Source organism: Pseudomonas resinovorans NBRC 106553 (genome assembly GCF_000412695.1).
Taxonomy (GTDB): Bacteria; Pseudomonadota; Gammaproteobacteria; order Pseudomonadales; family Pseudomonadaceae; genus Metapseudomonas; species Metapseudomonas resinovorans_A.
In genome coordinates this window covers 3,856,559-3,874,342 of sequence record NC_021499.1, presented here as the reverse complement: position 1 = coordinate 3,874,342, position 17,784 = coordinate 3,856,559, and the positions used below count along the sequence as shown (strand labels likewise).

The 17,784-nt window shown below is 65.8% G+C and carries 17 protein-coding genes; 11 read left to right on the top strand and 6 right to left on the bottom strand.

The genetic code is table 11. From position 1 onward, the window contains the following. Window positions 1–76: 76 nt before the first annotated feature. Both PCA10_RS17450 and PCA10_RS17445 read left to right on the top strand, forming a co-directional pair. The gene (locus tag PCA10_RS17450; protein ID WP_016493394.1) at window positions 77–829 is read left to right on the top strand and encodes an SDR family oxidoreductase; all 753 of its coding nucleotides are present in this window, start codon (window positions 77–79) and stop codon (window positions 827–829) included. A 12-nt stretch (window positions 830–841) separates the two neighbouring features. Further along, window positions 842–1,438 (top strand): NADPH-dependent F420 reductase, encoded by a 597-nt coding sequence (locus PCA10_RS17445; protein ID WP_016493393.1) that lies wholly within the window; start codon window positions 842–844, stop codon window positions 1,436–1,438. Window positions 1,439–1,870: 432 nt separating this feature from the next. Here PCA10_RS17445 and PCA10_RS17440 read toward each other — a convergent pair whose 3' ends face one another. The 3 genes from PCA10_RS17440 to PCA10_RS17430 form a co-directional block, all read right to left on the bottom strand. After that, a complete protein-coding gene (locus PCA10_RS17440; RefSeq protein WP_016493392.1) occupies window positions 1,871–2,404 on the bottom strand; it encodes a hypothetical protein in 534 nt (177 codons plus the stop codon). A gap of 235 nt (window positions 2,405–2,639) precedes the next feature. Then, window positions 2,640–2,924: a type II toxin-antitoxin system RelE/ParE family toxin gene (locus PCA10_RS17435; RefSeq protein WP_016493391.1), complete on the bottom strand. Its 285-nt coding sequence runs from the start codon at window positions 2,922–2,924 to the stop codon at window positions 2,640–2,642. After that, window positions 2,914–3,153, bottom strand: a complete 240-nt coding sequence (locus tag PCA10_RS17430; protein WP_016493390.1) for a CopG family ribbon-helix-helix protein — start codon at window positions 3,151–3,153, stop codon at window positions 2,914–2,916. Before PCA10_RS17430 ends, PCA10_RS17435 begins: the two co-directional genes overlap by 11 nt. Window positions 3,154–3,454: 301 nt before the next feature. Here PCA10_RS17430 and PCA10_RS17420 point away from each other — a divergent pair, with 301 nt between their 5' ends. Continuing rightward, entirely contained in the window at window positions 3,455–3,967 is a 513-nt protein-coding gene (locus PCA10_RS17420; RefSeq protein WP_016493389.1) for a ProQ/FinO family protein, read from the top strand. Between the two features lie 243 nt (window positions 3,968–4,210). Next, entirely contained in the window at window positions 4,211–4,951 is a 741-nt protein-coding gene (locus tag PCA10_RS17415) for a tetratricopeptide repeat protein (protein ID WP_016493388.1), read from the top strand. A 399-nt stretch (window positions 4,952–5,350) separates the two neighbouring features. On the opposite strand, the gene PCA10_RS30695 is transcribed toward PCA10_RS17415, so the two are convergent. Next, on the bottom strand, window positions 5,351–6,262 hold the full coding sequence (locus PCA10_RS30695; protein ID WP_016493387.1) for a hypothetical protein: 912 nt from the start codon (window positions 6,260–6,262) through the stop codon (window positions 5,351–5,353). A gap of 489 nt (window positions 6,263–6,751) precedes the next feature. On the opposite strand from PCA10_RS30695, the gene PCA10_RS31305 reads away from it, so the two are divergent. The 5 genes from PCA10_RS31305 (at window position 6,752) to PCA10_RS17385 (ending at window position 11,474) form a co-directional block, all read left to right on the top strand. After that, window positions 6,752–7,450, top strand: coding sequence for a hypothetical protein (locus PCA10_RS31305; RefSeq protein ID WP_197539853.1), 699 nt, complete (start codon window positions 6,752–6,754; stop codon window positions 7,448–7,450). Between the two features lie 50 nt (window positions 7,451–7,500). Then, entirely contained in the window at window positions 7,501–8,355 is an 855-nt protein-coding gene (locus tag PCA10_RS17400; protein WP_041770324.1) for a DUF6502 family protein, read from the top strand. Window positions 8,356–8,600: 245 nt separating this feature from the next. Further along, window positions 8,601–9,872 (top strand): DUF5666 domain-containing protein, encoded by a 1,272-nt coding sequence (locus tag PCA10_RS17395; RefSeq protein ID WP_016493383.1) that lies wholly within the window; start codon window positions 8,601–8,603, stop codon window positions 9,870–9,872. Between the two features lie 174 nt (window positions 9,873–10,046). Next, window positions 10,047–10,799 carry a hypothetical protein gene (locus PCA10_RS17390; protein WP_016493382.1) on the top strand — a complete coding sequence of 251 codons (753 nt, stop codon included), beginning with the start codon at window positions 10,047–10,049 and terminating at the stop codon, window positions 10,797–10,799. A 66-nt stretch (window positions 10,800–10,865) separates the two neighbouring features. Beyond that, window positions 10,866–11,474: a flavin reductase family protein gene (locus PCA10_RS17385; protein WP_016493381.1), complete on the top strand. Its 609-nt coding sequence runs from the start codon at window positions 10,866–10,868 to the stop codon at window positions 11,472–11,474. Window positions 11,475–11,484: 10 nt separating this feature from the next. Here the strand turns inward: PCA10_RS17385 and PCA10_RS17380 are convergent, their stop codons facing one another. Together PCA10_RS17380 and PCA10_RS17375 are read right to left on the bottom strand one after the other, a co-directional pair. Then, entirely contained in the window at window positions 11,485–11,793 is a 309-nt protein-coding gene (locus tag PCA10_RS17380; RefSeq protein ID WP_016493380.1) for a Csu type fimbrial protein, read from the bottom strand. A 157-nt stretch (window positions 11,794–11,950) separates the two neighbouring features. Next, window positions 11,951–14,638, bottom strand: a complete 2,688-nt coding sequence (locus PCA10_RS17375) for a cation-transporting P-type ATPase (protein WP_016493379.1) — start codon at window positions 14,636–14,638, stop codon at window positions 11,951–11,953. Window positions 14,639–14,899: 261 nt separating this feature from the next. On the opposite strand from PCA10_RS17375, the gene PCA10_RS17370 reads away from it, so the two are divergent. Together PCA10_RS17370 and PCA10_RS17365 are read left to right on the top strand one after the other, a co-directional pair. Further along, the gene (locus tag PCA10_RS17370; protein ID WP_016493378.1) at window positions 14,900–16,864 is read left to right on the top strand and encodes a HAMP domain-containing methyl-accepting chemotaxis protein; all 1,965 of its coding nucleotides are present in this window, start codon (window positions 14,900–14,902) and stop codon (window positions 16,862–16,864) included. A gap of 274 nt (window positions 16,865–17,138) precedes the next feature. Beyond that, window positions 17,139–17,759, top strand: coding sequence for a glutathione S-transferase family protein (locus PCA10_RS17365; protein WP_016493377.1), 621 nt, complete (start codon window positions 17,139–17,141; stop codon window positions 17,757–17,759). The last annotated feature ends 25 nt before the right edge of the window (window positions 17,760–17,784 follow it).

Genomic DNA, 17,784 nt, shown 5'->3' with positions numbered 1-17,784 from the left:
TAGTCATTACCCACTACTGCAGGGAAAGTCGAAGGCGTTTCATGAGCACACCCACCACCCACATGAGGTTTGCATCATGAACAACGCCATTCTCCCCCTCAACGGCCAGGTCGCCCTGGTTACCGGCGGATCGCGCAGCATCGGCGCCGCCATTGCCAAGCGCCTGGCTGCCGACGGAGCCAGCGTCGCCATTACCTATCACGCCTCGCCGGACAAGGCCGACGCGCTGGTCGGCGAGATAATTGCGGCCGGCGGCAGGGCCATCGCCATCGCCGCCGATGCCGGCGATCCGCAAGCCGCACGCAGCGCCGTACAACAGGTCGCCAGCACCTTCGGACGGTTGGATATCCTGGTCAACAATGCCGGTATCAGCGTGCTCGGCGCCCCGGAGGAAATCGCTTTCGAGGACTTCCAGCGCATCCTCGCGGTGAATGTCACCGGCGTGTTCGTCGCCACCCAGGAGGCGCTAAAACACATGGGCCGCGGTGGCCGCATCATCCACATCGGTAGCTCCATGGTGCAGTACGCCGCGTTCGCCACCGCCTCGGCCTACACCCTGACCAAGGGCGCCCTGGCCGGCTTCAGCCGTGGCCTGGTGCGCGACCTCGGCCCTCGTGGCATCACGGTCAACACCGTGCATCCCGGCCCGACCGACAGCGACATGAACCCAGCGGACGGCCCGGTGGCTGATTTCGTCCGCCCCAACATCGCTGTCGGCCGCTATGGCGAGGGCCGCGACATCGCCGCCGCCGTGGCCTGGCTGGCCAGCCCCGAGGCGGCCTTCGTCAGCGGTGCCGAGTTGCTGGTAGATGGCGGTTTCACGGCCTGAGGAGAGACAGATATGAAAATTGGAATCATCGGCGCTGGTGCCATAGGCAGTGCCATCGCACGCGCCCTGAGCAAGGCGGGCATTGAGGTCGCAATCGCCAATAGCCGTGGGCCTGAGAGCCTGCAGGCGCTGGCCAATGAACTGGGACCAAGGGTCAGGCCGGTCAGCCGTGAGGAGGCCGCTCGGGCGGATCTCGTTTTCCTCGCGGTGAACTGGTCGAAAATTCCCACCGCCCTAGCGAACCTGCCCCCCTGGAATGGACGCATCGTGGTCGACACCAACAATCCCATCGAGGCGCCGACCTTCCGTCCCTTCGATCTGGGCGGCCAGAGTTCGAGCGAAGTGGTTGCACGGCTGTTACCTGGAGCGCGCCTGGTCAAGGCCTTCAACCATCTGGCGCCGGCACTTCTGGCTGGCGACCCGCAAGCTGAGGGAGGACGCCGAGTGCTGTTCTATTCCGGCGAAGATGCTGAGGCAAAGGCCAAGGTTGGGGCGCTGATCGAGCGTCTGGGCTTTGCTGGCATCGACCTGGGAGGTCTTGCCGAGGGACGCCTTGCGCAGTTTCCCGGAGGGCCGCTGCCGGCTCTCAACTTGGTGAGGTACGGCTAGTCTCCAGTTAGCGGGCGCTCCATGCGTCCGCTTTTGGCTATTGCTGCCTTTCATGACAGGCAGCTAACGGCCGATTGGTCTATCCAATCCATCATCGGCGCCACGGAGAAGCGGCGGGACAGGGCAGGGCGCGTGGTTGCTGGCGTTGAGGCGTGTAGGGCGGTCATTCGGAAACGTCTGATTTGCTGCGGTTAAAGCCCATCTCCAGCCTTTTCTGCGAATCCAGTGCTAATTCTTGGCACTGGATTTTGGTGTTTAGCACTGCGGGTATGGAATGGGCACGATCTCGCGACAGAAGAGCAAGAACGATGACATCAAATACACCGCCCAGCTCAGGCTACGTCGGCAGGGGCGCATGGTTTATCAGGAATCCCGGTCGTTCGATTTCAAGCAGACCGCGCGCGCAGGTTTGGTCGAAGCGACGTGATGGCTTCACCAGCCTGTCTTGTGTCGTTTCAGCTGCACGTAGTAGATCAGCAGCCCGTAGATGCCGGCGACCGCAACAAAGATGAACCAGGCGAACTCATGTACCACGTAGGCAGCGGAAATACAGATCACCGACAGCGCCAGGGAAACCCCCCAGATTGCTTGTCTGCGGACGGCGACATTCCAGAGGCTTTGCAGTAGCGGTACCGCCGCCAGTACGGCAAAAACGCTGGAGAGATTCTCACGCCCGGGCGTGACATATCCCAGGAACACGAAGCACAGAAAAACGCAGACAATCTCCGCCAGATCGAGCAGGAACGGCGAGATTCCGTACCTCTCGGTCGGGGTGACGCTGGTGATGATGTACGAGACGGCGAAGAAGATCAGGATCCATAGGGCAATCAGGGCCTTCATCCATGCTGCTATCGACCAGGGGGAATCAAACTGCAGCAGCCCTGAAACCAGCCAGACCAGGCCCGCGCCATACACGGCCGGGTAGATGAGCGAAAGCATCGCAGTCCGCAGCTGATTCGTTTCCATGAGGCATCCTGCATGAGGGCCGGGTATGGACGAGTGAAGCCAATGCAAACCGGCGCTGCACGACCCTCGCCGGGATTCTCGGATCAAGGGTCGATTTCGCGGTCCATCAGGCGCGCCCCATCAACTTGTCCTGCACCACCAGCGCCTTGCGGTGTCGCGTATCCAGGCACGCCGCCAGGTCCCGTGCATGAACCCCTTCTGGCTCCCCTCCATCCGTAAGATCGGCCTTACGAACTCACCAATGCTGCGGGGGCAGGCGGCGGGTGTGGAAGATGCGCAGGATCTGCAGGCGGTCCCCACGCACACGGTAGGGGATGAGGTAGGGCAGGTTGGGCATGGCCCATTCGCGGGTGCCGGTAACGCGGCCTTCACGGCCCATGCTGGGGAGGCGGGCCAGTTGCTCGATGTCGGCGACTATCGCCTTGACCACGTCGGCGGCGGCCTGGGGGTTGTCCTGGGCGATGTAGGCGGCTTCGTCATCAAGGTTCTGCAGCGCGGTGCGCAGCCACTCAATGCGCATTGCCGGTCCACTTCTCCAGGGTGGCTTGCACCTCTTCGGGGGAGGCGAAGTCGCCGTCGTCGGCTTCGGCCACGGCGCGTTGGATCTCGGCGATCTGCCAGCTCTCGCGGCGGATGTATTCGCTCAGGGCCTCCTGGGCGAGCGCATCGGTGCTGCGGCCAGTGGCCTTGGCCAGGCTGGCCAGGTGGCTGGCGATGTCGTCCGGCAGGTTGAGGGACACAAGGGACATGCTGGACCTCGGGCTGGGGTTGGCAACGCGCCCATGGTACACCTTGGTTGCTTCGAGGTGGGCAAGGCCGCGTTTAGAGGCCGATGGCGCGGCGGTGCTCGGCGAGTTAATGGTGGATGGCCAGGCGCACGTCGCGATCGCGGGTGCGGTGGAGTTCCTTGGCCGGGCTGGGGCAATTCCAATGGCGAAAAGTTGAATCCGGCCCATGCTTTTGATCGGGCAACGCCTGATCTGGGTGCTCCAATGGACTGCATGAGATAACCTTGCGCCAGGCACTAACCATGAAGCTGTGAATTGAACGATGGGTTTTGAACAACTAGTTGAGCTACGTGACCGCCTGCGGGCAGAAGCGGAACAGGCCAAGGCTGCCAACGCGAAGCCCGCCAAGCGGAAGTCCTCCCCGCAAGGCAAACCGCGTGAGAAAGATCCGGCAGTTGATGCGATCTGGCGATTGCAGAAGCACTTTCCATTGGCCTTCCCGGTCAATCCGGCACCCAAGGTTCCGCTCAAGGAAGGCATCTTCAAGGATGCCGAGCAGCACCTGGAGCTCCTGGGAATCACCAGCGAACAGCTCAAGTTGGGCATCGCTACCTGGTGTCGGGGCAGTCGTTACTGGGCGAGCATGGTCGAGAACGCTGCGCGCCTGGATCTGCAGGGCCAGGCAGCTGGCACTGTGACGGCGGGGCAGGCGCTTTATGCGAAGCAGCAGGCTTCCCGGCAGCGCAGCCAGGACCGACGCAGTCGCGCAAAACCGAAGAATCGCGTAGCGGAGGCCAATCCCGCTGCCGATAGCGCTCCAGCACAGCCCCAATAGCGCATTGAATACGCATCAATAGAGGCGTTCAGCCTCTATTGATTGCCTCCCCGTGCCTGTCTCCCACCGCGCACTGCATCAGTGGGCTGTCCCCAGGGAACTTCCAGGGTGTGGGCCGAGTCCGATTTCTCCGCCATTTGGCCCTTCGTGGATACCTGCGATTCCGGGCCATGGTGGAAATCAGCAACCAACCATTGCCCGTCGAACTGCGACTTCGGTCCTGGATCAGGTCAGCCCCTCACGATGAAAACCAAATGCTTCGTGCCGCTTCTGGCGCTGGCGTTCTGCGCGGCCGTCTCATGGCCCGCGTTGGCGGCCCAGCAAGGCAATAGCGCGTCGGCCGCCATGTTGGAGGCTGCTTCGCTGCAGCTGGAGTTTGGTGAGGTGGAGCAGGCGGGCGATACCCTGGAGCGTGCATTGCGCATCGAGCCGAACAACCCCTCGACGCTGCATTACCTGGGACAGGTGAGGTTCCAGCAGGGGCAGTTCGACCAGGCTGTCGCCTTGGCCAGGAGGTCCATTGCGCGCGCTCGCAATGATGCCGACTTGCGTAATCGCAATCTCAGGTTGATCCAGGCTTCCCAGCAGGCGATGGGGCCCGGCGTTTCAGCTGGTTCGGAAATATTGGTCGAGTTTGATGAGCCCGCCGAGATCCGCGTGGGCTTGGATCAGAAAGTGGAGAGCCGGCATCAGGCCGGCATCGCCGCAACGGAACTGGTTGACGACGTGCAGCCCTATGCCTCCACGGCACCGGCAAATGGCGCGGGTGCCTGGCAGGCCGGTGACGACGGTGGCCTGAGAGCCGCGTCCTTCGAGGAGCGGCCAGCGTACGCCGATGTGACCATTGCGCGGGGGATGATGCCGCCGCGTGGCAAGTGCCGGATATGGTTCCCCAATCGCCCGGCAGGGCAACAGCCCGCGTCTGGCAAATGCAGCAAGTTGCAGAAGCGGGTTCCGCACGGTGCCTACCTGGTGCGCGGTTAGGCACTGGTTGCGGTCGGCGCTACCTCCATCCAGCCGGTGCATGGCGTGCGCTCCCCGCCTACCCATCGCGCCGCTCTCCCGCTTGCTCCCCGCTAAACGCCAGCGCCATTCCGCCCTTGATTCCGCAGCGTTGTTATCCGATCGCCCAGTGCGCTTGGCGTTAGACGCATAGCCAAACGTTCTAAGCCTGGCCAGTTGACATCGGTTGACACGAGATCTGACAGGACTAACTTAATGATGTGGGAAAATTTCCCACGCACTAGCGCTAACTGGCTCAGAAGGATCGTGTGGCAATCGCAGTCGCTCGTTCGTCCAGCAGGTAAATGGCCGCGCCGGTTGGCTGGCCGCTCCAATGGGCGGTTGGGAATTCACTGGTCGTTGCGTTCGATACGGAGATGACTACGCAACTCCAGACGGAGGTGCAACATGCTGCTCAAAAAATGTTTGTTGGCTCTGGCAATTGGCGGAGTCCTGTCGGCATCCACTGTCCTGGTGCCCGATTACGTCGGTAGTTTCTCCAGCGTTTACGCCAAAGATGGCGGCGGCGGTGGTGGAAGCGGCGGAGGTGGTGGCGGTGGTGGAGGAAGTGGCGGCGGTGGCGGCGGCCACGGTGGTGGTGGCAGCGGCGGCGGTGGTCACGGTGGTGGCGGCTCCGGTGGTGGTTCCGGCGGCGGAGGTGGTGGCTCCGGCAGTGGTGGCTCCGGAGGTAGTGGTCACGGCGGTGACGGCGGAGGTGGCCACGGTGGTGGTGGCAGCGGCTCCGGTGGACATGGAGAGGGTGGCGATGGTGGCGGTCATGGTGCTTCCGGCCACGCCGGTGAGGGTCACGGAGGCCCGGGGCGCGGCGAGGCTGAGCATGGTGGTGTCGCAGGGAGCAGCGGCCCGGGCAATGCCCATGATAACGACGCCGACAACGATGCGGATGGGGCCAGGGACGCCGCCAGGGATGATGCCGATGCCGCCAGGGACGCCGCCAGAAATGATGCGGATGCAGCCAGAGACGCTGCCAGGGCTGAAGCGGACGCCGCCAGGGACGCTGCCAGAGCGGCTGGCGTAGTGGGCGCGGATGCCACCCGGGATGCCGCCAGGGCGGCGGCGGATGCGGCCCGGGATGCCGCCAAGGATGCCGCGGACGCGGCCCGGGACGCTGCCAAGGCTGAGGCCGATGCAACCCGAGACGCCGCCAAGGCCGCCGCGGATGCAGCCCGGGATGACGCCGATGACGCCGCTGACGCGCCTGATGCGCCCGACGCACCGGATGTCGACGTGGCTGACGTCGAGCACTAGGCCCGCGAGTTCCGCGACGAACACGCAGGCATGCCCTTAGACAACGTCCCGGGAGCCTGAGGGACGAACTCCACTGGGCGTCGCAAACCTTGAAGAGTCGCGGGGTTTGCGGCGTCCTTTCGACATCCTGTGGCTGCTTCGAAATACCGAAATGCCATGGCATCGCGAGTCCGATAGTCGGTCGTTGACACCCGGATCAACAGCGCTAATCTCAGGTGTGGGAAAAATTCCCACAGAATATCCTGGCTGGCCTGCAGGGAGCGTGCGGAAACCACAGCTGCTGGTTCATGCAGCGGATAGATGGCCGCGCCGGTTGGTTGGCCGCTCCAGTGGGCGGTTGTGAAACTTGCTGGTACTTGTGTTTGAAACGGGGATGACCAAGCAACTCCAAGCGGAGGTTCATCATGCTGCTCAAGAAATGTTTGTTGGCTCTGGCAATTGGCGGAGTCTTGTCGGCGTCGACTGTTCTGGTACCCGACCACATCAGTAGCTTCTCCAGCGTGTACGCCAAAGATGGCGGCGGCAGTGGTGGCGGCGGTGGCGGACACGGTGGCGGTGGAAGTGGCGGCGGTGGCAGCGGTGGTGGTGGCGGCGGACACGGTGGTGGCGGAAGTGGTGGTGGTGGTGGTGGCCACGGAGGCGGCGGCAGTGGCGGTGGTGGAGGTGGCAGTGGTGGCGGTGGTCACGGAGGCGGCGGCAGTGGTGGCGGCAGTGGCGGTGGTCACAGTGGCGACGGCGGTGGCCATAGCGGCTCGGGCCACAGTGGCGAAGGTGGTGGTCACGGCAGCAATAGCGGTTCTGGCAGCGCGAGCAGCGGGCTCGGCCGTGGCTCGGATGACGGGGCCGACCATGACGCCGGTGGGCCGCATGGCGTCGGCCACGGTGCGGATGACGGGGCCGACCATGACGCCGGTGGACCGCACGGCGTCGGCCACGGTGCGGATGACGGTGCCGATCATGACGCCGGTGGCCCGCACGGTGTCGGTCACGGTGCGGATGACGGCGCCGAGCATGACGCCGGCGGTCCGCATGGTGTCGGCCATGGCGCGGATGATGCGGCCGATCATGATGTCGGCGACGACCGCTCCGGGGCTTGAACAGCCGAGCCAGGAGCCCACAAGACCCGGAGTCGCTTCGGGTCTTGTGGCGAACAGGTGGCTGTGTTGCTCTAGGCGCTGGAGGCTGGAGAATATCGGCCAAGCGCCGGGCTGACCGCTCAGGCGCATTTTCCCGCTCGCCACTGTTCTTGAGGAATGCCTTGAATGCAATCGCCCACCTTGCCTCCCTCTCTACTACCGGCGCTGCAGCGTGTCATGCGGCCCCTGGTGAGGTTGATGCTGAGGAAGGGGGTCACCTACACGGGCTTTGCAGAGTTGCTCAAGGAGGTATTCGTCGATGTCGCCGAGCGCGAGTTTCGCCTGGACGACAAGCCTTCGAGCGACAGCAGGATCAGTCTGTTGACCGGTGTGCATCGCAAGGATGTGCGGCGCTTGCGTGCCCAAGCGGGTGGGCATGAGGCCAGCCTGCCCAAGGTCATTTCCTTTGGTGCTCATCTGGTCAGTGTCTGGCTGAACAGTTCGCCGTTCTGCGAACAACCTGGCCGGCCGCTGCCCCTGGCGCGGCTGGCCAGCAACGGCGGCGAATGCTCGTTCGACGGGTTGGTCGCCCAGGTCAGCAAGGACATCCGGGCTCGTGTCGTGCTGGATGAGTGGCTGCGCCTGGGCATCGTGCGGATAGACGAGCAGGACCAGGTGCACCTGGAAACCATGGCGTTCATCCCGCAGCGCGGATTCGACGAGAAGGCGGCCTATTTCCGCCACAACCTCCATGACCATGCCTGCGCCGCCGTGTACAACCTGACCGAAGGCGGCGAGCCCTTCTTCGAACGTAGCGTCCACTACGACAGCCTGTCGCCCGCCGCTGTTACCCAACTGCGTGAAGCCGTGAATGCCGACGGCATGCAAGTGCTGATCGGCTTCAACCAGTTGGCCGCCGAGCTGGAGGAACGCGACATTCCCCCGCCCGATGCCAAGCAGCGCATAACCATTGGCCTTTACTTCTATACAGAGCCCACCCCACCCACGGTAGACAACCCGTCCACGGCCAGTTCGTCATGAACATTGCCCCGCGCTTGTTGCTCAGCTTCGCTTTCATTTGTGGCCCCTTGCTGCTGGCTTCACCGTCGCTGAGCGCCGCGCCGGTCTGCCTCGAGCCGGGCGGCATGGGCGGAACGGGCGCCGTGGCAACCGGGGGTGTTGGCGGAACGGGCGCTCCAGCGGACAACGGGGGCATAGGGGGTACCGGTGCGCCCGCCCACGAAGGTGGCATAGGCGGTACCGGTGCTCCCGCCGAGGAAGGTGGAATGGGTGGCACGGGCATTGTCGGCACCATCACCGGTTTCGGTTCCATCTGCGTCAACGGCGTGGAAGTGCACTTCGATAACAAGGCTTCGCTCAGCGAGAACGGCGCACCGGCCAGCAGCGACCAACTGGCCATTGGCCAAGTGGTGGCCGTGGAAGCGCGTAAATCGCCACGCGGCCTTGAGGCGCGGAGCATTGCGATCCTCCATGCCTATGAAGGCCCGATCACTAATCTGGCAACGGGCACCGCGCCACTGCGGGTAATGGGCCAGCCGGTTCGCGCGGCCGCAGGGGCCCGTGTGGCGGACGGCCTGCGCGTCGGTGACCCGGTACGGGTCAGCGGCTTGCGCAATGCCCAGGGTGAAGTGGTCGCCAGCCGGATCGATCGCGCGCCGAACCTGAAACAGGTCAGCGCCATCGGCGCGATCGAGCGGGCCGGCAACCTGCAGGGCCTGGCGCTCAGCAAACCGCTGGCCCCCAGCGCCGAGGTCCTGGTGCGCGGTACCTGGAATGGCCGGCAGCTGAATGTGGTGCAGACCCGTAGCGATCCGGGCATTCCCTTCGCCGGACGGGTGCGTAACGCGCTGGTGGAAGGCCTGGTGCGTGGACAGAAAGGCAATCGCATCGAGTTGGGCGGCTTCACCGCCTATGTGGACAGCGCTACCTCCTACCTCGGTGGGAAGGCCGCTGACCTGGCGGTGGACCAGCGCGTCCGGGTGTCCGGCGTGTTCGGCAAGGGACGGGAGATCCGCGCCGAGCGCATCGAGTTCTCCCGCGAGCAGCCCGCGACCTCCGTCCGCGAGGGTTCCGGCCACCAGGGCTCGTCCTCGGAGGATAACGAAGAGCATGGCAACAGTGGCTCAGGCGGGGACAGCATCGAGTCGCGGGAGCGCAGCGGCGATGTCGAGACGCGGGAAACCATCGAACGCAGCGAGGATGGCGAGACCCGAGAGCGGATCGAGCGGAGGGTGGAATCCGCCAGCGGCGATCTGGAACGTCGCGAGCGGATAGAAACCCGCGACTCCGGCGACCGCCTGGAAACCCGCGAGCGGATCGAGATTTTCGAGAACGGTGTGCGGGTGGAGCGGATCGAGAGAATCGAGCGAATCGAACGCTCGGACCGCGTCGATAAGCCGGAGCGGGTCGAACGGGTGGAGCGGGTCGAACGTGTGGAGAAACCGGAACGAGTCGAGCGACCGGACCATGTTGAGCGACCGGACCACGTTGAACGGGTGGAGCGAGTCGAGAGGGTGGACCACTCGGGGCCCCATTGACGTCCCGTTTCCACTCGGCTGGCGGGGACCAGGCGGGTAGCCGATGGCCGGCTAAGCTAAGCAGGGCCAGCGACCGGGCGGGAGCGGGGGCAGTCGTGCTACATGAGCTTTCCGCCAGGGCAATGGCATTGATCCTTAGGTGAACTTCGATGTCTGGATTGCAACGAGGTAAACATGAGAGCTGCTCGCCTGATCATGCCGGGCCTGTTGGTGTCCCTCACCGTTCCAACCCTTGCCGACGAGCTATCGGTTTCGACAGGGTTCGACTACTCGCGGGGGCGCTATGGGACCCCGGCAACCAGCGAGACCTGGTATGTCCCGGTGGTCGCGAAGTATGAAACCGGTCCCATGATCTACAAACTGACCGTCCCTTACCTGCGCATCACCAATCCCGCCGTGGGACCGGCCGGCGAACCCTTGTCCGGGGACTGCGGCAGCGTCGAAAGCGGCCTGGGCGACACGGTGGCCAGCGCGGATTATCTGCTGCTGGACGGCAGTGCAAGCGCCGGGGTGATGGTGGACCTGATCGGCAAGGTCAAGTTGCCGACGGCCGACGAGGACAACTGCCTCGGCACCGGCAAGACCGACTACTCTGCCCAGATAGACCTGGCGCGGGCCTTTGGCGCCATCACCGGGTTCGCCACCCTTGGCTGGCGGAAGTTCGGCGACCCCTCCGACACCGACTTTCGCGATCCGATCTTCACCTCCGTTGGCCTGCTCACTCGGCTGGCGCCCGCGACCTCCCTGGGGGCGGCCTACGACTGGCGCCAGAAAGTGACCTCCGATGGCGATGAGATCCAGGAGTTCAGCCTGTTCCTGACACAACGGCTCAGCCCATCCTGGAAGGTCCAGCTGTATGCCCTCAAGGGGTTCTCCGATGCCAGCCCCGACTCCGGCGGTGGGTTGATGCTCAGTCACTCGTTCTGATTGCGCGCGCCGATTAGGCCCGGGCGAGGCATAATCGGCGCTTTCCGCCCCGCTGGAGCCTTGTTCATGCAGCTCGATTTCACCCAGATGGCGCCGCTGGACGCCTACCGCTGGCTCGCCTCCACCGTCACGCCGCGTCCCATCGCCTGGGTGTCCACCCTGTCCCGTGACGGCGTCAGCAACCTGGCGCCGTTCAGCTTCTTCCAGGTCATCAGCGACGATCCGGCGACCCTCATGGTGAATATCAGCACCCGTGACGACGGGCAGCTCAAGGACACCCTGCGCAATGTGCAGGACACCGGCGAGCTGGTGATCCAGCTGGTGTCCTTCGAGCAGGCCGAGTCCATGAATGCCAGCGCCGCCTGGCTGCCCCACGGGGTGAGCGAGTTCGAGCAGTGCGGTATCGCCATCGAGCCTTCGCAGCGGGTGCGAGCGCCGAGGGTCCAGGGTGCGCCGGTGGCCTTCGAGTGTCGGTTGGCGGAAGTCCAGCCCTATCCGCGCGCCAAGCCCACCTGCCACCTGGTGTTCGCCGAGGTGTTGCTGGCCCATGTCGATGAGCGCGTGCTGACCGAGGCCGGGCGGATCGACCCACAGCGCCTCGACCTGGTAGGGCGCCTGGGCGGCAGTGCCTACACCCGTACCCGCGACACCTTCACCATGGTGCGCCCGAGCTGAGCCGTCCCGCTTACCAGTAGAGCGTGACCAGGGTGCGGCCGGCGCCGGCATCGCCCCGCTGCTCGAGCTTGTCTGCACCGGTCTGCAGCGGGGCGGCGGGTTCGTGGATCAGGCGATAGCCGCCGTCGCGGGCGCAGGTCTGGGACTGGACCTGGTAACGCCCATCGGCCGGGTCGAAGCGGCTGCTGACCTGGCAGGAGTTGGCGACGGTAAGGCTGATGCCGAGCTCGGCGCTGGCTTGGCCGGCCTGGCTGGGGGACGCGAACGCGGCGCCGATCAGTGCCAGCGCCGGGCCGAGGAAGGTCTTGAATCGGAACATGGTGCCTTGTGCTCAACGAACAGGCTGCCGGCAGATCGGCTCCATTGTTCGATCGGCATCAGGTCAGCGGGTTTGCCCTCCATGAATGAAAGCGGCAGCGCGAACCGGGTGTTCGCGCTGCCGCCATGCGTAATCCATACCCAGGGGTCTTGGCCCGCTATTCTAACCGTCCGGCCTGTCTGCTGGCGATATAGTGGCGCCGCCACTTGTCGACCTCCACGACCGCACAGGTGATCGCTGCCGTCGCCAGGCACCAGCCCCAACCGCCGAGGCCGAGGCTGCTGGTGCCGAACAGCGACTGCAGCGCGGGCACATAGGTGAAGGCCAGTTGCAGCACGATCATCAGGGCCACCATGCTCCAGATCATCGGGTTGTCGCTGAAGGTGAAGCGCGCCGGGCCGTGCAGACGCCGGCTGCTGAACAGGTAGCCGATTTCCCCGAACACCAGCGCGTTGACCGCCAGGGTGCGGCTTTCCTCCATGCTCCAGCCCAACTGCTGGGTGTAGATGAACAGGCCCAGGCTGGCCAGGGTCAGCAGCACCGATACCAGCAGGATCTTCCACATAAGCTCGCCGGACAGCAGCGGCGCCTTCGGGTCCCGTGGCGGGCGTTGCATGAGGTCGTCTTCGGCGGGCTCGAAGGCCAGGGCCAGGGCCAGGGTGACGGCGGTGATCATGTTCACCCAGAGAATCTGCAGCGGCGTGATGGGCAGCGTCAGGCCGAGCACGATGGCGGTCAGCAGGACGATGGCCTGCGCGCCGTTGGTGGGCAGGATGAAGAGGATGGACTTCTTCAGGTTGTCGTAGACGGTGCGGCCTTCTTCCACCGCGTGGGCGATGGTGGCGAAGTTGTCGTCGGCCAACACCATCTGCGCCGCTTCCTTGGCCGCCTCGGTGCCCTTGATGCCCATGGCGATGCCGATGTCGGCGCGCTTCAGGGCGGGGGAGTCGTTGACCCCGTCGCCGGTCATCGCCACCCGTTCGCCGATGGCTTGCAGGCGTTCCACCAGGCGCAGCTTGTTGCTCGGGCTGGTGCGGGCGAACACGCTGGTTTCCGTCAGCAGGACGTCCAGCTCGCTGTCGTTCAAATCGTCCAGGTCGGCGCCCGTGAGCGGGTTGCCGGCCTTGAGGCCGAGGCGCTCGGCAATGGCCGCCGCGGTGGCGGCGTGGTCGCCGGTGATCATCTTCACCTGGATGCCGGCACTGTGGCATTGCGCGATGGCGCGGATGGCTTCTTCCCGGGGCGGGTCCAGCATGCCCACCAGGCCGAGCAGCACGAAGCCGCTGTCGAGGTCGGCGTGGTCCAGTTCGTGCTGGGCGTTGCCGGCATTGCGCCGGGCCAGGCCGATCATGCGCAGGCCCGCGGCGGCACCTTCTCCCAGTACGTCGTCCCAGATGCGCGGGTCCAGCGGTTCGGCGGCGCCGTCGCGCCATTGCTGGTCGCAGACTTCCAGCAGGCGTTCCGGCGCGCCCACCAGGTAGATCACCCCCTGGTCGTTCTGGTCGCGGTGCAGGCTGGCCAGGTAGCGACGCTCCGAGCTGAAGGGAATGGCGTCCATCTTCGGCTGGCGCAGGGATTCGGCGCCCGGGTCGAGCTGCAGCTTGCCGGCGAGGGTGAGCAGCGCGGCTTCGGTGGGGTCGCCGGTGATGCACCACTGGCTGTCCACCTCGCAGAGGCTGGCACTGTTGGCCAACAGGCCGGCACGGGCCAGCTCGTGGAGGTCGTGGGCGAGGTCCTGGGTGGGGCTGACGTCGCCTTCGGGGGCATAGCCCACGCCGGAGACTTCGTAGCGGCGGGCCGCGGTGTAGACGCGCTGGATGGTCATTTCGTTGCGGGTCAGGGTGCCGGTCTTGTCGGAGCAGACCACCGTCACCGCGCCCAGGCTCTCCACCGCCGGGAGCCGGCGGATGATCGACTGGCGGCGGGCCATGCGCTGCACGCCCAGGGCCAGGATGATCGTCAGCACCGCCGGCAGGCCTTCGGGGATGGCCGCTACCGCCAGGCCCACCGCGGCCATCAGCATGTCGCCGGAATCGTAGCCGCGCAGCAGGGTGCCGAAGGCGAAGGTGATCACCGCCAGCACCAGGATGACCAGGGTCAGCCGGCGGGCGAAGCGGGCCATGTCCACCAGCAGCGGGGTCTGCAGCTGTTCCACCGAACCCAGCAGGTGGCTGATGCGCCCCAGTTCGGTGTCGCCGGCGGTGGCCACCACCAGGCCGACGCCGCTGCCCGCGCTGACCAGGGTGCCGGAGTAGGCCATGCTGTGGCGATCGCCAAGGCTGGCGTCGGCGCTGACCGGCTGGCTGGTCTTGTCGGTGGGCACGGACTCGCCGGTGAGCGCCGCCTCCTCGATGCGCAGGTCGCGGGTCTCCAGCAGGCGCAGGTCCGCCGGCACCCGGTCGCCGGCCTCCAGCAGCACCAGGTCGCCCGGCACCAGATCCTCGGCCGGCACCTGGCGCACCTCGCCGCCGCGTTTCACCCGGCTGTCGAGGGTCAGCAGTTTCTGGATCGCGCGCATGGCCTGTTCGGCCTTGCCTTCCTGGATGAAGCCGACCACGGCGTTGATCAGCACCACGCCGAAGATCACCGCGGCGTCCAGCCATTCGCCCAGGGCCAGGGTGACCAGGGTCGAGGCCAGCAGCACATAGAGGAGCAGGTTGTGGAACTGCAGCAGGAAACGCTTCAGCGGCCCGGCGCCAGGGCGCTCGGGCAGGCGATTCGGGCCTACGCTGGCCAGACGGCGCTCGGCTTCGGCCACATCCAGCCCGGCGGGACCGCTGTCCAACTGCTGCAGGCTGGCGTCGACGCTCTGGGCGTGCCACTGGGTGGGTACTGGGGCGGTCATGGCTTCCTCCTTGCCGAGTCGTAGGTCAAGCCTAGTTCCTCTCGTTCTTGCCGCTATTGGCCTGGATCAGTTCTGAATTCGATGTGGGAATCATAGTTAGCTATCCAGAAGCGACCTCCAGTTAGCCAAAAACAGCATGCCCGGGGTGGCGGCAGGATTGTGGCTTGTCGCCAGTATTGCGCTGCTCCTATGGTCGGCCTTTCAGGGAAGCGGATAGCAGATCGCGTCCATGCCGTTGTCACCTTGCGGGGAGGTAGGAGCATGTGGACTGTCGTGCAACGTAGGCTGGCCAGCCTGGGCACCGCCACCAAATTGATACTGGGGTTCGGCACGGTGCTGGCGCTGACCCTGCTGGTCGCCGTCACCGGCCTCGGTGCCTTGCGCGCGGTGGACGAGCGCGCCGTGCTGCTGGAGGAGATGCGCGCCATCAGCAGCGACGTGTCGATGATCCGGCGTACGGAAAAGGACTATGCCCTGACCTCCGACGCCAAGCATGCCGAGGCACTGCGCCAACAGGCCGAGGCCATAGTCGCCCGCAGCGAGGCCCTGGCCCTGCGGCTGTCCGGGCCGGGGCGCGACGCGCTGGGTGAGATCACCCAGGCCATGGCCGAATACCGAGCCGCCTTCGACCGCTATGTGGAACTGTCCGATAACCAGCGCCTGGCCCTGGAAGCGGCCAACTGGCTGGTGGTCAGCGCGTCCAACAGCCTCGACGTATTGCAGAGCGGCCTGAACGAGGATGGCGTCGACCTGCTGAAAAGCTCCCAGGGCGCCGAAGGGGCCGACCAGGTGACCCAGAGCGGGCAGATCAGCCGTGTCTACCAACTGCTCCTGCAGGCGCTCAACCAGGCCCGCCTGCGCCTGGAACAGAGCCGTGGTACCGGCGACGCCGGCGCGCCGCAGATCCAGGAGGCGCTGGACGCGCAGAAGCTCGCCGCCGAGTTGCGCGACGCCATGCAGGACCCGGGCTACGCCGCCGTGCTCACCGAGGTGATCGGCAACGTCGACTCCTTCAACGAACGCCTCAAGGAATACACCACGATCCTCGAACAGCAGCGCCAGGAGTACGCTCACCTGGCCAGCCAGGCCGAGCGCGTGGTGCAGGCCGTGGAGCGCGCCTATGCGCTGCAGAAGACCGAGATGCAGGCCCAGCAGGCGTCCAGCTCGCGGCTGATCGTGATGGCGGCGGCCCTGGCCCTGCTGATCGGCCTGGCCGCCACGGCGCTGATCAGCCTGCTGATCGTGCGGCCGCTGCGCCGGGTCATCGAAGTCGCCCGGCAGATCGCCGGGGGCGACCTCAGCGCCAGCGTCGAGGTGCAGCGCCGCGACGAGATCGGCCAACTGATGGAGGCCATGGCCGGCATGTCCGGCAACCTCCGCGACATGGTCGGCCGCCTGCAGGGCGGGGTGGCGCAGATTTCCGCCTCGGCCCAGGCGCTGTCCAGCGTTACCGAGCAGACCCGCGTCGGCGTCAACGGCCAGAAGGAAGAGACCGACCAGGTGGCCACCGCCATGAGCCAGATGGCCGCCACCGTGCAGGAAGTGGCGCGCAACGCCGAGGCCGCCGCCAACTCCACCGAGGCCGCCGACAACCGCGTCAGCAGCGGCAGCCAGGTGGTGCGCCAGACCCTGGACCGGGTCAACCAGCTGGCCCACGCCATGGAAGAGACCACCGCCAGCATCCAGCGCCTCAGTCAGGACACCCAGAGCATCGGCAGCGTGCTGGACGTGATCAAGAGCGTCGCCGAACAGACCAACCTGCTGGCGCTGAACGCCGCCATCGAAGCCGCCCGGGCCGGCGAGCAGGGCAGGGGCTTCGCCGTGGTCGCCGACGAAGTCCGCGCGCTGGCGCGGCGTACCCAGCACTCCACCGCCGAGATCGAGCGCCTGATCGCCACCCTGCGCGATGGCGTGCGCAACTCGGTGGAGCACATGCAGGAGAGCGGCAGCCTGGTGGGCCTGACGGTGCAGGACGCGCTCCACACCGAGGAGGCCTTGGCCGGCATCGCCGAAGCCGTGACCCTGATCCATCAGATGAACCAGCAGATCGCCGCAGCCGCCGAAGAGCAGAGCGCGGTGGCCGAGGAGATCAATCGCAGCGTCACCAGCATTCGCGACATCGCCGACCAGTCCGCGGTGGCCATGGACGAGACGGCGTCGTCCAGCGTGCAGCTGGCGCGTCTGGGGCAGGAGTTGCAAGGTATGGCCGGCCACTTCCGCCTCTGACTCCGATCCGCTGCGCGTCGGAATAACTGCGTTGGGAGTGGCTTCGGGCTTGCTCATTTACAATTCGTAAACTCCGCGCCCTCAGCCCTTACTCGCTGCGCTCGCCCTTCGGGCCAGCCTGAGGCTGTTACTCCGCTTCGCTGCGTTTCCCGCCTTGTTCTTCTCTAGCTCGCAGGATCGGGACTCGGAGTGCATATCTGGAGGATTCGGCATTCCGTCGCCGCCGGTGGCGCCCTAGAATGGTGCCCCTGTGCAATCGGCCTGGAGTGTCGCGATGCTGAAGATCTGGGGGCGAATCAATTCGTCCAACGTGCGCAAGGCGCTCTGGGCTGCCGAGGAGGCGGGCGTCGCCTACGAGCGGCAGGATGCCGGTGGCGCTTTCGGCCTGGTCAATGATCCGGCCTACCGCGCGCGCAACCCCAATGGCCTGGTGCCGATGATCGAGGACGGCGACCTGGTGCTCTGGGAGTCCAACGCCATCGTCCGCTACCTGGCCGCACGCTATGCCGCCGGCAGCCTCTACCCCGAATCGCCGGTGGTTCGCGCCGAGGGCGACAAGTGGATGGACTGGACCACCTCCAGTTTCGCCACGCCGTTCCGCGACCTGTTCTGGGGCACCCTGCGCACCCCGCCGGCCGAGCGCAACCAGGCGCTGATCGACAGTGCGTTGACCCGTTGCGGCGAGTTGCTGGCCATTCCCGACCGCGCCCTGGCCGAACGTCAGTGGTTGTCCGGCGAGACCTTCGCCATGGGCGACATCCCGCTCGGCTGTTTCGCCTACGCCTGGTTCGAGATGCCCATCCTGCGCCCGGAACTGCCGGCCCTCGAGGCCTGGTACGAGCGCCTGAAGGCGCGTCCGGCCTACCGCAAGGCGGTGATGACGGCGCTCACCTGAGCGGCTCGCCGATTCCGCCCGTAGA

Coding starts and splice junctions, on each gene's coding strand:
- PCA10_RS17450 (WP_016493394.1), top strand. CDS start 77: ATGAACAACGCCATTCTCCCCCTCAACGGCCAGGTCGCCCTGGTTACC.
- PCA10_RS17445 (WP_016493393.1), top strand. CDS start 842: ATGAAAATTGGAATCATCGGCGCTGGTGCCATAGGCAGTGCCATCGCA.
- PCA10_RS17440 (WP_016493392.1), bottom strand. CDS start 2,404: ATGGAAACGAATCAGCTGCGGACTGCGATGCTTTCGCTCATCTACCCG.
- PCA10_RS17435 (WP_016493391.1), bottom strand. CDS start 2,924: ATGCGCATTGAGTGGCTGCGCACCGCGCTGCAGAACCTTGATGACGAA.
- PCA10_RS17430 (WP_016493390.1), bottom strand. CDS start 3,153: ATGTCCCTTGTGTCCCTCAACCTGCCGGACGACATCGCCAGCCACCTG.
- PCA10_RS17420 (WP_016493389.1), top strand. CDS start 3,455: ATGGGTTTTGAACAACTAGTTGAGCTACGTGACCGCCTGCGGGCAGAA.
- PCA10_RS17415 (WP_016493388.1), top strand. CDS start 4,211: ATGAAAACCAAATGCTTCGTGCCGCTTCTGGCGCTGGCGTTCTGCGCG.
- PCA10_RS31305 (WP_197539853.1), top strand. CDS start 6,752: ATGGCGGCGGCAGTGGTGGCGGCGGTGGCGGACACGGTGGCGGTGGAA.
- PCA10_RS17400 (WP_041770324.1), top strand. CDS start 7,501: ATGCAATCGCCCACCTTGCCTCCCTCTCTACTACCGGCGCTGCAGCGT.
- PCA10_RS17395 (WP_016493383.1), top strand. CDS start 8,601: ATGGGTGGCACGGGCATTGTCGGCACCATCACCGGTTTCGGTTCCATC.
- PCA10_RS17390 (WP_016493382.1), top strand. CDS start 10,047: ATGAGAGCTGCTCGCCTGATCATGCCGGGCCTGTTGGTGTCCCTCACC.
- PCA10_RS17385 (WP_016493381.1), top strand. CDS start 10,866: ATGCAGCTCGATTTCACCCAGATGGCGCCGCTGGACGCCTACCGCTGG.
- PCA10_RS17380 (WP_016493380.1), bottom strand. CDS start 11,793: ATGTTCCGATTCAAGACCTTCCTCGGCCCGGCGCTGGCACTGATCGGC.
- PCA10_RS17375 (WP_016493379.1), bottom strand. CDS start 14,638: ATGACCGCCCCAGTACCCACCCAGTGGCACGCCCAGAGCGTCGACGCC.
- PCA10_RS17370 (WP_016493378.1), top strand. CDS start 14,900: ATGTGGACTGTCGTGCAACGTAGGCTGGCCAGCCTGGGCACCGCCACC.
- PCA10_RS17365 (WP_016493377.1), top strand. CDS start 17,139: ATGCTGAAGATCTGGGGGCGAATCAATTCGTCCAACGTGCGCAAGGCG.